The sequence below is a fragment of the Ruegeria marisrubri genome (assembly GCF_001507595.1).
Classification (GTDB): Bacteria; Pseudomonadota; Alphaproteobacteria; order Rhodobacterales; family Rhodobacteraceae; genus Ruegeria; species Ruegeria marisrubri.
In genome coordinates, this window is sequence record NZ_LQBQ01000037.1 from 192,936 (window position 1) to 206,122 (window position 13,187).

Consider the following 13,187-nt stretch of genomic DNA (forward strand, 5'->3'; position numbering starts at 1 on the left):
CCTCCGTTATGCGATGATCAACAGGGTCAGGACGGTCAGGACGAAGGAACCGATCACCACGGCCCAGCCCAGCTTGTAGGCTGTCTGGATGTCCAGACCGATCGCATTGTCCCAGATCAGGTGACGGACACCCGCCAGCGTGTGATACCACAGCCCCCAGAGTGAGAGCGCCATCACAAGATCACCGATCATCGAGGTGATCACACCATCGACAACGGCGAAATATTCCGGGGATGTCGCTGCAGCGAGAAACCACCACACGATCAGCAGGGCCGCGACGATCATCGCGTTGCCGGTGATACGGGTCAGGATCGAAGTGACCGAGGTCAGCTGCGGGCGGTAGATTGTCAGATGCGGTGAAAGCGGGCGGTCGCCCCGATTTACATCGGCCATGGTGGCTCCTTTCAAATTGGCTGGAAAGGTTTTACCCGATTTTCCGAATCTGTCACGCGCTGCAGGTGCAAAAAAAACGAGAAATCTGACGCAAAACACCAGATTGTCCACCTTTGTGATCACGCCGCATATTAGCGTGATCACAACAGAAATGGCGCCCGGGCATTGTGAGCGTTATCAGCGGGACGGCAATGTGATCACGAATCTTTCGTCGGTTCGGCGCAGGCGGGCCGTCTGCTGGGTGACTTCACGCAGCAGTTTCTTCCGGATGCGTTCCGGGTAGTCCCGAAACCCCGCGGCGGTCACGACAAACGCACCGTCTCCGACGATCACGTTCTCGAAGAAATAGGCCGTCAGATCCGGCTCGCTCTCTTCGATGGCGATCGCGTTCACCGTTATGCCGCGGGCCCGCAATTCCCGCCGCAGCCGAGACGGCTCGACGCCCTCGTTGGAAATGCCGTCCCCGGACAGGTCAATCAGGTGACGCGTACAGTCGGGAACGGCATCGAAGGCGGCCATCGTGGTTTCAAGAGCCTCGCCGATGGCAGTCGAGAAGTTCCGCCAGACGCGGTGATCCGTTTCCACGGCCTGGGCAAACGCCTCCAGCGCATCGAAGCCGTCCATGTCCGTCCAAGGTATCGTCACCTGCTGGCGCGAGGCCCCGGTCCATTGAATCAGCATCAATTTCGCACGGGCACGCACCAAAGCCTCCGAGACGATCGGATCGCGCAGCCCGGCGGCCAACCCATCCATCTGTATCCGGTATTCGCGGGAATCGACCGAGCCCGAGACATCCACGGCCAGGGCAAGCGCCAGATCGCAGGCGGCCGCGGGCGGGGCCACGGCCAGACTGAAGGCAAGGCAGCGCAGGGCGTTCATGACGCCAGACTAGCACGGCACGCGGAACCGGGAATCAAATGCGCGTCATCTCGATCCCCGGCCGGCCCTGCTTACTTGGGCATCAGGGCCCAGTAGTCGAGGTCGAGCAGCACTTCGGGGCGATACCTGCCCTCGTCGGTCTTCAACGCGAAAGGCTCGCCGCCCTTCGTCGCGACCAGCCGCAGGCGAAGGGCGCCCACACCCGGCACGCCGGTATCGGCCTTGTCCAGAACCTCGGACCAGGCCTTGACCGTGTCCCCCGCGAAACAGGGGTTGGCATGGGCGCCGCCGTTCAGGCCCACGATCATCTGCGCATTCGCCAGCCCGTTGAACGACAGGGCCCGCGCCATCGAGATCACGTGGCCGCCATAGATCAGCCGACCGTCGGGGCGGAAGGTCAGGTCGAAATGCACCTTGGCGGTGTTCTGCCACAGGCGGGTGGCCAGCATGTGCTCGGCCTCTTCCACGGTCACGCCATCGACGTGGTCGATCATTTCTCCCGTTTTGTAATCGTCCCAGCGGTGGTTTTCACCGGATTGTACAAAATCGTAATCCGAGAAATTCAGCCCCTGCGGCACCACGAGATCGCCGGGCGCCAGCGCCTTTTTCAATTCCGGCACCACGGTTTCGGGGGCGGGCGCATCGAGGTTCGATTTCCGCACCATCACCCAGCGCACGTATTCGATGACCACCTCGTCGCGCTGGTTCAGGCCCCGCGTGCGCACCCAGACGACACCGGTCTTGCCGTTCGAGTTCTGCTTCAGCCCGATGACCTCGGATTCCGACCGCAGGGTGTCTCCGGGATAGACGGGTTTCAGCCAGCGGCCCTCGGCATAGCCTAGGTTCGCGACCGCGTTCAGCGAGATGTCCGGCACCGTCTTGCCGAACACCACATGGAACGCCGCCAAATCGTCGATCGGGCTTTGCGGCAGGCCGCAACTCCGGGCGAAATCGTCCGAGGAGTAGAGCGCGTGGCGCGCGGGATAGAGCGCATGATAGAGTGCGCGCTCGCCCACCGTCACGGTGCGGGGCACCGCGTGGTGCAGCACCTGCCCGATGGAGTAATCCTCGAAAAAGCGGCCCGGATTGGTTTTTGCCATTACTGCTGTCCCAGTTTCATGTCAGGAGAATAATCGGCCGCGACGTCCTTGGTCACGGCCTGCGCACAGCGCATCTTGTTGGTGGACGGGTCGAACGCATAGGCCGGAGAGCCGTGCAGCTCCCACCCCTTGGCCAGCGCCTCGGACACCTTGTGGCAGAAGGCCGAGCTGTCCTCTTCGGTCAGCAGTCGGTAGAGTTTCGACATCACTGCACCTGCCTAGCCCGGGAACGGAGACGGGCCGACCAGCCCGTGCACATAGCCGATCACGGCCAGCAGGACGATCGAGGCCACGAAAAACATCGCGTCCTTGCCCAGCGTTCCGGGCTCGCCCGGCGTCCAGTCCGGCTCGGCGCGGTTGATGGCGATGGCGGCGACCATGCCCCACAGGAACAGCCCGCCGAACAGGATGATCGAGGCGAGATCACCATTTACCAGCAGGTGCGCAAAGGCCCAGGCCCGGAAGCCGGCCAGCTGCGGATGGCGGACCTTGTTCAGGAGCAGGCCCTTGGTTCCGGCCGGGCTCATCATCCAGATGGCGATCAGCACCAGCAGGTTGTTGACATGGACCATGAAGCTGGGGGGCGACCAGACATGGATGAAATCGGTCATGCGATAGCCGAAGATCATAAACAGGATCGACACCGCCAGCGCGCCCGCGACGACGCCCTTTCCGGCGTCGCCCATGGCCGCGCGGCGCGCGGGCATCAGGCGTTTGAACAGATGCGCGGCCCACCAAAGCGCCACGCCGAGAATGAGAAGAACGAAGCCCATGCTGGCCTACCCCGCTTGCAAAGCTGATATCGCCTCTGCTTTTGCCAGAATTTCGCGGGCAGTTACAACGTGCAGGTTTTCCACGATCTTGCCATCGACCACGGCGACGCCCTGACCCTTTGCCTCGACCTCTTCGAAAGCGGCGATCTGGCGGCGGGCCAGGTCGATCTCGGCCTCGGACGGGGCGAAGGCGGTATTGGCGACCTCGATCTGCGCGGGGTGGATCAGGGTCTTGCCGTCAAAGCCCATGTCGCGGCCCTGCGCGCATTCGACGGCCAGACCTTCGGTATCCTTGAAGGCATTGTAGACGCCATCGACGATCACCAGCCCCTCGGCCTTGGCGGCCAGCAGGCACAGGCCCAGCGAGGTCATCAGCGGCAGGCGGTCGGGGCGGAAGCGGGTCTGCAATTCCTTGGCAAGGTCATTGGTGCCCATGACAAAGCCCGCCATCAGCGGGTGCGCCGCGATCTCGGCCGCGTTCAGCATGCCGCGCGGGGTTTCCATCATCGCCCAGATCGGCAGGTCGCCGGTGATCGCCGCCAGCGCATCGACATCGGCGGCCGAGTTGACCTTGGGCAGCAGCACCACGTCGGCATCCATCTCGCGCACGGCCTCGGCATCGGCGCGGCCCCAAGGGGTATCGAGCCCGTTGATTCGCACGATCTTGACGCGCGAGCCGTAGCCGCCCGCCGCCAGCGCCGCCTTGAGCGTTTCCCGCGCGTTCTCTTTTTCATCGGCGGCGACGGCGTCTTCGAGATCGAAGATGATGGCGTCGACAGGCAGCGTGCGCGCCTTGTCAAGCGCCCGCTCCTTGAAGCCGGGAATGTAGAGGACAGAGCGATAGGGGCGCTGGCGGGGGTCCATGGGAACCTCTCGTTGAAATAAAGTTGCGCGGAATGGGGCATTTTTTACCGGAAAGTTCAAGCGCAAAATCGCCGCAGCGCAGCATGTGACGCCATGTTCCCCGCAACGCGCGTCGCCTTAACCGGATTTCGGCACGGCTGAGACAGCCTTTTCGGACAGCAGGCAGAAGGGGCTGATGATGAAACAGACGTTGCTCAAGATGACGATGGGATTGGGGATCATGGTGCTGGCGGCGCAGCAGGTTCAGGCACAGACGCCGAACTGTGCGCCGCGGCCGGATGTCCTGCAGCGGCTGGCCGAGACCTATGGCGAGACCCGGCGCGGCATCGGCATGGCGCGGCAGGGGGCGGTGATGGAGGTCTTTGCCTCGGACGACACCGGCACCTGGACGATCACGGTGACCCTGCCCAACGGGCTGACCTGCCTCCTGGCCGCAGGCGAGGCCTATGAGGTGCTGGCCGAGGCGCTGCCGCCCAATGCCTGACGTTCAGGTCAGCGCGTCCCAGATCAGTTTCGACCCGGTCAGGGTCAGCAGAACATAGGCGATGCCGAAGAAGACCCGCTCGGACATCATCCAGTGCGCGCGCACGCCCAGCCACGCGCCAAGGATGGCAAAGGGGGTCAGCAGCAGGTCGGCCCAAGCGGTCTGCAGGGTGAACATGCCCAGATAGGCATAGGGGACGAACTTGGCGATGTTGATGATCCAGAAGACCAGCACGGTGGTGGCCTGGAACTCGGTTTTCGTCAGGCGCTGCGACAGCAGGTAGACGGCAGCGGGCGGGCCGCCGGCATGGCTGACGAAGCTGGTGAACCCGGCGACCAGCCCGGCGAACAACCCCGCAGGGGGCGGCAGGCGGTTGGCAAAGCCGCGCACCCAGCCGCGGCTCTGGGCGAGGTGCCAGACCACGAAGCCCACCGAGATGCCGCCGATCAGCAGGCGCAGCAGGTCTTCGTCGGTGGCGCGGTAGAGCCACGCGCCCAGCGCCACGCCCGGCACCGCCCCCAGCATCAGCAGGCGGGCGTCGGGCCAGCTCCACCGTTTCCAGTAGGGGCGCAGGGTGGCCAGGTCGATCACCATCAGGATCGGCAGCATCAGCGCCAGCGCCTGCCCCGGATCCAGGATCAGCGCCAGAATCGAGGCCGACGCGAAGGCCACGCCCGAGCCGAAGCCGCCCTTGGAAATGCCCGCAAAGATCACGGCCGGGATCGCCACGGCAAAAAACATCAGGTTCAATTCGACCATGCGGCGGCCCCGAAACGGCTTGTTCCACTAGCGGTTTAGCGCAACCGGAGGGACGCGGGCAATCGGTATGCGGTCGCATGCCGCGTCGCGGAACCCTTGCGTGATGGCGTTTTTGCGACTAGCAATCCCGCGATTTGAAAACCGACCGGAGACAATCCAAATGGCCAGACCCAAGATCGCGCTGATCGGCGCAGGTCAGATCGGGGGCACGCTTGCCCACCTCGCAGCAATGAAAGAACTGGGTGACGTCGTTCTGTTCGACATCGCCGAGGGCATCCCGGAAGGCAAGGCGCTGGACATCGCCGAATCCGGCCCGTCCGAGGGTTTTGACGCCAAGCTGAAGGGCACCCAGTCCTACGAGGACATCGCCGGCGCCGATGTCTGCATCGTGACCGCCGGTGTGCCGCGCAAGCCGGGCATGAGCCGTGACGACCTGCTGGGCATCAACCTGAAGGTCATGAAATCGGTCGGCGAAGGCATCGCCGCCCACGCCCCCAACGCCTTCGTCATCTGCATCACCAACCCGCTGGACGCGATGGTCTGGGCGCTGCAACAGTTCTCGGGCCTGCCGGCGAACAAGGTCTGCGGCATGGCCGGCGTGCTGGACTCGGCCCGCTTCCGCCACTTCCTGGCCGAAGAGTTCGACGTGTCGATGAAGGACGTCACCGCCTTCGTTCTGGGCGGCCATGGCGACACGATGGTTCCCTCGGTCCGCTATTCGACCGTTGCCGGCATCCCGCTGCCCGACCTGGTCAAGATGGGCTGGACCACGCAGGAGAAGCTGGACGCCATCGTGCAGCGCACCCGTGACGGCGGCGCCGAGATCGTCGGCCTGCTGAAGACCGGCTCGGCCTATTACGCGCCCGCCACCTCGGCGATCGAGATGGCCGAAGCCTATCTGAAAGACCAGAAGCGCGTTCTGCCCTGCGCCGCCTATTGCGATGGCGAGCTGGGCGTGAAGGGCATGTATGTGGGCGTTCCCACCGTGATCGGCGCAGGCGGCATCGAGCGGATCGTGAACATCGAGCTGAACGCCGAAGAGCAGGAAATGTTCGACAACTCGGTCAACGCCGTGAAGGGCCTGGTCGAGGCCTGCAAGGGCATCGACAGCTCGCTGACCTGATATTCCGGCCAACAGGTGACGAAAGCCGGCTCGCTTGGGCCGGCTTTTTCATTTCCGGTCCCGCCGGCACCTTTCGGACAGAGACCGGCTGTTTGCGCAAACGCCGCAAAAGGTTGTCAACCGGTCGATTTCACGGGCTCAGCCCCTGACCACGAATCAAACCCATCTGCTTTTCCATATATGTGATCACACCCAAAAAATGCGTGATCACAAAAGCGGGAAAACTTGCCGAAAAACAGCTTTCAGGCAAAAAACCCTTTAAACTTGGATGTCGGAAACGCCTATATCGGCTCAATCGTAGTCAGACGGGACAGTTTCGATGAACATTCACGAATATCAGGCCAAAGCCCTTCTTCGCAGCTATGGCGCGCCGGTTTCCGACGGCCGCGTCGTTCTGCGCGCCGAAGAGGCGAAAACCGCAGCCGGCGAACTGGACGGTCCGCTCTGGGTCGTCAAGGCGCAGATCCACGCAGGTGGGCGCGGCAAGGGCCACTTCAAAGAGGCCGATGCGGGCGAAAAGGGCGGTGTCCGTCTGGCGAAATCGGTCGAGGAAGCCGCCGAGGAAGCCAAAAAGATGCTTGGCCGCACCCTCGTGACGCACCAGACCGGCCCGGCTGGCAAGCAGGTCAACCGCATCTACATCGAAGCGGGCTCGGGCATCGAGCGCGAACTGTACCTTGCGCTGCTGGTGGACCGTCAGACCAGCCGCATTTCCTTCGTCTGCTCGACCGAGGGCGGCATGGACATCGAGGACGTGGCCGCCAAGACCCCGGAAAAGATCCTCAGCTTCTCGGTCGATCCGGCCACCGGCTACATGCCCTATCACGGCCGCCGCATCGCCTTTTCGCTGGGTCTGGAAGGCCCGCAGGTCAAGCAGTGCGTGCAGTTGATGGGCCAGCTCTACAAGGCCTTCGTCGAGAAGGACATGGAGATGCTGGAAATCAACCCGCTGATCGTCACCGACGAGGGCAACCTCAAGGTTCTGGACGCCAAGCTGGGCTTTGACGGCAACGCGGTCTACCGCCACCCCGACATCGCCGAGCTGCGCGACACCACCGAGGAAGACCCCAAGGAACTGGAAGCCAGCAAATACGACCTGAACTACATCGCGCTGGACGGCGAGATCGGCTGCATGGTCAACGGCGCTGGCCTGGCGATGGCCACCATGGACATCATCAAGCTCTATGGCGCCGAGCCGGCCAACTTCCTGGACGTGGGCGGTGGCGCCACCAAGGAGAAGGTGACCGAGGCGTTCAAAATCATCACCAGCGACCCGAACGTCAAAGGCATCCTGGTCAACATCTTCGGCGGCATCATGCGCTGTGACGTCATCGCCGAGGGCGTCGTGGCCGCGGTGAAAGAGGTCGGCCTGAAGGTTCCGCTGGTGGTGCGCCTGGAAGGCACCAATGTCGAGAAGGGCAAGGAGATCATCAACACCTCCGGCCTGGACGTGATCGCGGCGGACAACCTGAAAGACGGTGCCGAGAAGATCGTGAAAGCAGTCAAAGGCTGAGCCACGGGGCGGGGTGCGCCCCGCCTTTCCCGAACAGATACCGGCGGACGGAGTTCCGCCCCACAAAGGAGAACGCCAAATGGCCGTCCTCATCGACGAAAACACCAAAGTCATCTGCCAGGGCTTCACCGGCTCGCAGGGCACTTTCCACTCTGAGCAGGCCATCGCCTATGGCACCAAGATGGTCGGCGGCGTCACCCCCGGCAAGGGCGGTCAGACGCACCTGAACCTGCCCGTCTTCAACTCGGTCCACGAGGCCAAGGCCGTGACCGAGGCCAACGCCACCGTGATCTACGTGCCGCCGCCCTTCGCCGCGGACTCGATCCTCGAGGCGATCGACGCCGAGATGGAAGTGATCGTCTGCATCACCGAAGGCATCCCGGTTCTGGACATGATGAAGGTCAAGCGGGCGCTGATGGACAGCAAGTCGATCCTGATCGGCCCCAACTGCCCCGGTGTCATCACCCCCGATGCCTGCAAGATCGGCATCATGCCCGGCCACATCCACAAGCGCGGCTCGGTCGGCGTCGTGTCGCGTTCGGGCACGCTGACCTACGAGGCCGTCAAGCAGACCACCGATGTGGGTCTGGGCCAGTCGACCTGCGTCGGCATCGGCGGCGACCCGATCAAGGGCACCGAGCATATCGACGTGCTGGAATGGTTCCTGGCCGATGACGAGACCGAGTCGATCATCATGATCGGCGAGATCGGCGGCTCGGCCGAGGAAGAGGCCGCGCAGTTCCTGGCGGACGAGGCCAAGCGCGGCCGCAAGAAGCCGGTCGCGGGCTTCATCGCCGGCCGCACGGCGCCTCCGGGCCGCCGCATGGGCCACGCGGGCGCCATCGTCGCCGGCGGCAAGGGCGGTGCCGAGGACAAGATCGAAGCCATGCGCAGCGCCGGCATCGTCGTGGCCGAAAGCCCCGCCCAGCTGGGCGAGGCCGTGCTGGAAGCGATCGGGAAGTAAACGCTCCCCTCCCCGGCGCGTGATGCCGGGGACCCAACGGAGGATGGAAACACATGACCTTCACCGAAGCCGTCGGAACGTGTTTCTCGAAATTCCTCACCTTCTCGGGGCGGGCTTCCCGCCCCGAATACTGGTATTTTTTCCTGTTCATCGTGATCTGTAACGTCGTCGCCGGGATGATCGACTGGCAGTTCTTCACGCAGGTGGTCGAGACCGAAGCCAATGGCGTCAAGACGGTCACCGCCACCTCGGCCCAGCCGGTGCAGAGCCTCGTCGGCTTCGTCGTCTTCTTCCCGCATCTCGCCGTCGCCTTCCGCCGGATGCACGACACCGGGCGCAGCGGGCTGTATGCGCTGCTGCCTATCCTGCTGTTTCTTGGGGCGATGGCGGTGCTGATCTTCGGGATCGGGCTGGCCTCCAGCTTCGCGCATGGCGGCAGGCTCGACATCCTGTTCACCCGCGCCACGCTGCTGATCGTGATCCCGACACTGCTGGTTCTGTTTGTGTCGCCCCTCCTGGTGCTGTGGTGGCTCGCCCGCCCCAGCCAGCCAGGCACCAATCAATACGGTCCCAACCCATATGAGGTAGCTCAATGACCGAACACACGCCCAATTCCGCCTTTCATGCCTCGAGCTTCATGCAGGGGCACAATGCCGAGTATCTGGAGCAGCTCTATGCCCAGTACGCCAACGACCCGAACGCCGTGGATGCCGCCTGGGCCGAGTTCTTCAAGGCGATGGGCGATGCCGAACTGGATGTGAAGAAAGAGGCCGAGGGGCCGTCGTGGGCGCGCCCGGACTGGCCGCCGATGCCCGCCGACGAGCTGACCGGCGCCCTGACCGGCGAATGGGCGGAAATCGACGCCAAGGCCGCAGGCAAGAAGATCAAGGACAAGGCCGCCGCGACCGGCGTCGAGGTGAGCGAAGATCAGGTCAAGCGCGCGGTGCTCGACTCGATCCGCGCCCTGATGCTGATCCGCGCCTACCGGATCCGGGGGCACCTGATCGCCGACGTCGATCCGCTGGGCATGCGTGACAAGACCCCGCACCCGGAACTGGACCCCAAGACCTACGGCTTCACCGAAGCCGACATGGATCGGCCGATCTTCATCGACAACGTGCTGGGCCTGCAGATGGCCAGCATGCGCCAGATCGTCGAGATCGTGAAACGCACCTATTGCGGCACCTTCGCGATGCAATACATGCACATTTCCGACCCCGAGCAGGCCGCCTGGCTGAAGGAGCGGATCGAGGGCTATGGCAAGGAGATCTCGTTCACCCGCGAAGGCCGCAAGGCGATCCTGAACAAGATGGTCGAGGCCGAGGGCTTTGAGAAGTTCCTGCACGTCAAATACATGGGCACCAAGCGGTTCGGCCTGGACGGGGGCGAGGCGCTGATCCCGGCGATGGAGCAGATCATCAAGCGCGGCGGTGCGCTGGGGCTGAAGGAAATCGTCATCGGCATGCCGCACCGCGGCCGTCTGAACATCCTGGCCAACGTGATGGGCAAGCCCTATCGCGCGATCTTCAACGAATTCCAGGGCGGCAGCTTCAAGCCCGAGGACGTGGACGGCTCGGGCGACGTGAAATACCACCTCGGCGCCTCCAGCGACCGCGAGTTCGACGGCAACAGCGTGCACCTGTCGCTGACCGCCAACCCCTCGCATCTCGAGGCCGTGAACCCGGTGGTTCTGGGCAAGGTCCGCGCCAAGCAGGACCAGTTGAACGACACCGAGCGGACCCAGGTCATGGGCGTGCTGCTGCATGGTGACGCGGCCTTTGCCGGCCAGGGCGTCGTGGCCGAGGGCTTTGGCCTGTCGGGTCTGCGCGGCCACCGCACCGGCGGCACCATGCATATCGTGGTCAACAACCAGATCGGGTTCACCACCGCGCCGCATTTCTCGCGGTCCAGCCCCTACCCGACCGACATCGCGCTGATGGTCGAGGCGCCGATCTTCCACGTCAACGGCGACGACCCCGAGGCGGTGGTGCATGCGGCCAAGGTGGCGACCGAGTTCCGCCAGAAGTTCCACAAGGACGTGGTCATCGACATCTTCTGCTATCGCCGGTTCGGTCACAACGAGGGCGACGAGCCCATGTTCACCAACCCGATCATGTACAAGAAGATCAAGACCCACAAAACCACGCTGTCGCTCTATACCGAGCGGCTGGTCAAGGACGGGCTGATCCCCGAGGGCGAGATCGAGGACATGAAGGCCGCCTTCCAGGCGCATCTGAACGACGAGTTCGAGGCTGCCAAGGACTACAAGCCCAACAAGGCCGACTGGCTGGACGGGCGCTGGTCGCATCTCGACCGTCACGAGCAGGACCGCTACGAGCGCGGCAAGACCGCGATCAAGCCCGAAACGATGAAGGAGATCGGCGAGGCGCTGACCCGCTTCCCCGAAGGCTTTGCCCTGCACCGGACGGTCGGGCGCCTGCTGGAGGCGAAGAAGGAAATGTTCGCCACCGGCAAGAACTTTGACTGGGCCACGGCCGAGGCACTGGCCTATGGCTCGCTGCTGCTCGAAGGTTATCCGGTTCGTCTGGCCGGTCAGGACGCCACGCGCGGCACCTTCTCGCAGCGCCATTCGGGGTTCATCCACCAGGAGACCGAGGAACGCTACTACCCGCTCAACCACATCCGCGCCGGCCAGGCACAATACGAGGTCATCGACTCGATGCTGTCGGAATACGCGGTGCTGGGCTTCGAATACGGCTACTCGCTGGCCGAGCCCAACGCGCTGGTTCTGTGGGAGGCGCAGTTCGGCGACTTTGCCAACGGCGCGCAGATCATGTTCGACCAGTTCATCAGCTCGGGCGAGAGCAAGTGGCTGCGCATGTCCGGCCTGGTCTGCCTGCTGCCGCACGGGTTCGAGGGGCAGGGCCCCGAGCACAGCTCGGCCCGGCTGGAGCGGTTCCTGCAGATGTGCGGCCAGGACAACTGGATCGTGGCCAACTGCACGACCCCGGCCAACTATTTCCACATCCTGCGCCGCCAGCTGCACCGGACCTTCCGCAAGCCGCTGATCCTGGTGACCCCGAAATCGCTGCTGCGCCACAAGCTGGCGGTCAGCACGGCCGAGGACTTCACCGACGGCTCCAGCTTCCACCGGGTGCTGTGGGACGATGCGGAAAAGGGCAATTCGAACACCAAGCTGGTGTCCGACGACAAGATCAAGCGTGTCGTGATGTGCTCGGGCAAGGTGTATTACGACCTGCTGGAAGAGCGCGACGCCCGCGGCATCGACGACATCTATCTGATGCGGATCGAGCAGTTCTATCCCTTCCCGGCCCACTCGCTGCTCAAGGAGCTTGAACGCTTCAAGAATGCCGAGATGGTCTGGTGCCAGGAAGAACCCAAGAACCAGGGGGCCTGGACCTTCATCGAGCCGAACATCGAATGGGTCCTGACCCGCATCGACGCCAAACACACCCGGCCGCGCTATGTCGGCCGCCCGACTTCGGCCTCGCCCGCCACGGGTCTGGCCAGCCAACACAAAGCCCAACAAGACGCGCTTGTGAACGAAGCGCTGAGCATCGAAGGAAATCAAGCATGACTATCGAAGTTCGTGTGCCCACGCTGGGCGAATCCGTGACCGAAGCCACGGTTGCGACCTGGTTCAAGAAACCGGGCGATCCCGTAGCCGTGGACGAGATGCTCTGCGAGCTGGAGACCGACAAGGTCACGGTCGAGGTGCCCTCGCCCACCGCGGGCGTGCTGGCCGAGGTCGTGGCCGCCGAGGGCGAAACGGTCGGCGTCGACGCGCTGTTGGCGACCATCGCGGCGGCGACCGAGGCAGGATCGGAAGAAGTGCAGCTGCGCCACACTCCGGCACCCGACGCGGCCCCGGCCCCGACCGGCGATACCATTGACGTAATGGTTCCGACGCTGGGCGAGTCCGTGACCGAGGCCACCGTCTCGACCTGGTTCAAGCAGGTCGGCGACACGGTCGCCCAGGACGAGATGCTGTGCGAGCTGGAAACCGACAAGGTGTCGGTCGAAGTACCGGCCCCCGCCTCGGGCGTGCTGATGGAAATCGTGGCGCCCGAGGGTACCACGGTGGATGCCTCGGCAAAACTCGCCGTCATTTCGGGCAGCGCCGCTGCCGGCGCCTCGGCCGCGCCCGCAGCGCCCGCCGCCGCCGTCACCCCGGCGGTTGCGACGGGCGGCGCCAAGGACGTGGCCAATGCGCCCTCGGCCGAAAAGGCCATGGCCGAGGCCGGCCTGTCGGCCGATCAGGTCGCCGGCACCGGCCGTGATGGTCGCATCATGAAGGAAGACGTGGCCCGCGCCGTTGCGGCCGCTGCGGCCCCCGCCCCGGCAGCCCCGGCG

The 13,187-nt window shown here is 64.2% G+C and carries 14 protein-coding genes; 7 read left to right on the forward strand and 7 right to left on the reverse strand.

Translation table 11 applies throughout. The features are described 5' to 3' along the window. Positions 1-6: 6 nt before the first annotated feature. From sdhC to AVO45_RS17510, 6 genes are all read right to left on the reverse strand, one after another. Entirely contained in the window at positions 7-393 is a 387-nt protein-coding gene (gene sdhC / locus AVO45_RS17485) for a succinate dehydrogenase, cytochrome b556 subunit (protein ID WP_068349582.1), read from the reverse strand. 177 nt (positions 394-570) lie between these two features. Then, positions 571-1,272, reverse strand: coding sequence for a DUF1194 domain-containing protein (locus AVO45_RS17490; protein WP_068349584.1), 702 nt, complete (start codon positions 1,270-1,272; stop codon positions 571-573). Between the two features lie 71 nt (positions 1,273-1,343). Further along, on the reverse strand, positions 1,344-2,372 hold the full coding sequence (locus tag AVO45_RS17495; protein ID WP_068349586.1) for a MaoC family dehydratase: 1,029 nt from the start codon (positions 2,370-2,372) through the stop codon (positions 1,344-1,346). After that, positions 2,372-2,578 (reverse strand): DUF1737 domain-containing protein, encoded by a 207-nt coding sequence (locus AVO45_RS17500; RefSeq protein ID WP_068349588.1) that lies wholly within the window; start codon positions 2,576-2,578, stop codon positions 2,372-2,374. The genes AVO45_RS17495 and AVO45_RS17500 overlap by 1 nt, the downstream gene beginning before the upstream one ends. Before the next feature lie 12 nt (positions 2,579-2,590). Beyond that, entirely contained in the window at positions 2,591-3,145 is a 555-nt protein-coding gene (locus tag AVO45_RS17505; RefSeq protein WP_068349590.1) for an NnrU family protein, read from the reverse strand. 6 nt (positions 3,146-3,151) lie between these two features. Beyond that, the gene (locus AVO45_RS17510) at positions 3,152-4,009 is read right to left on the reverse strand and encodes an HpcH/HpaI aldolase/citrate lyase family protein (protein ID WP_068349592.1); all 858 of its coding nucleotides are present in this window, start codon (positions 4,007-4,009) and stop codon (positions 3,152-3,154) included. 178 nt (positions 4,010-4,187) lie between these two features. On the opposite strand from AVO45_RS17510, the gene AVO45_RS17515 reads away from it, so the two are divergent. Then, entirely contained in the window at positions 4,188-4,493 is a 306-nt protein-coding gene (locus AVO45_RS17515; RefSeq protein WP_068349648.1) for a hypothetical protein, read from the forward strand. Positions 4,494-4,496: 3 nt separating this feature from the next. On the opposite strand, the gene AVO45_RS17520 is transcribed toward AVO45_RS17515, so the two are convergent. Then, on the reverse strand, positions 4,497-5,252 hold the full coding sequence (locus AVO45_RS17520) for a sulfite exporter TauE/SafE family protein (protein ID WP_068349594.1): 756 nt from the start codon (positions 5,250-5,252) through the stop codon (positions 4,497-4,499). A gap of 160 nt (positions 5,253-5,412) precedes the next feature. Between AVO45_RS17520 and mdh the strand changes: the two genes are divergently transcribed. The 6 genes from mdh to AVO45_RS17550 all read left to right on the forward strand — a co-directional run. Further along, a complete protein-coding gene (mdh, locus tag AVO45_RS17525) occupies positions 5,413-6,375 on the forward strand; it encodes a malate dehydrogenase (RefSeq protein WP_068349595.1) in 963 nt (320 codons plus the stop codon). Positions 6,376-6,694: 319 nt separating this feature from the next. Next, positions 6,695-7,888 (forward strand): ADP-forming succinate--CoA ligase subunit beta, encoded by a 1,194-nt coding sequence (sucC, locus tag AVO45_RS17530; RefSeq protein ID WP_068349597.1) that lies wholly within the window; start codon positions 6,695-6,697, stop codon positions 7,886-7,888. 79 nt (positions 7,889-7,967) lie between these two features. Next, on the forward strand, positions 7,968-8,852 hold the full coding sequence (gene sucD, locus AVO45_RS17535; protein ID WP_068349599.1) for a succinate--CoA ligase subunit alpha: 885 nt from the start codon (positions 7,968-7,970) through the stop codon (positions 8,850-8,852). A 53-nt stretch (positions 8,853-8,905) separates the two neighbouring features. Then, on the forward strand, positions 8,906-9,448 hold the full coding sequence (locus AVO45_RS17540) for a DUF805 domain-containing protein (protein WP_068349601.1): 543 nt from the start codon (positions 8,906-8,908) through the stop codon (positions 9,446-9,448). After that, positions 9,445-12,411, forward strand: a complete 2,967-nt coding sequence (locus tag AVO45_RS17545; RefSeq protein WP_068349603.1) for a 2-oxoglutarate dehydrogenase E1 component — start codon at positions 9,445-9,447, stop codon at positions 12,409-12,411. The genes AVO45_RS17540 and AVO45_RS17545 overlap by 4 nt, the downstream gene beginning before the upstream one ends. Continuing rightward, on the forward strand, positions 12,408-13,187 hold a 780-nt coding region (locus tag AVO45_RS17550), incomplete at its 3' end, for a biotin/lipoyl-containing protein (RefSeq protein ID WP_205627908.1). The genes AVO45_RS17545 and AVO45_RS17550, both read left to right, overlap by 4 nt.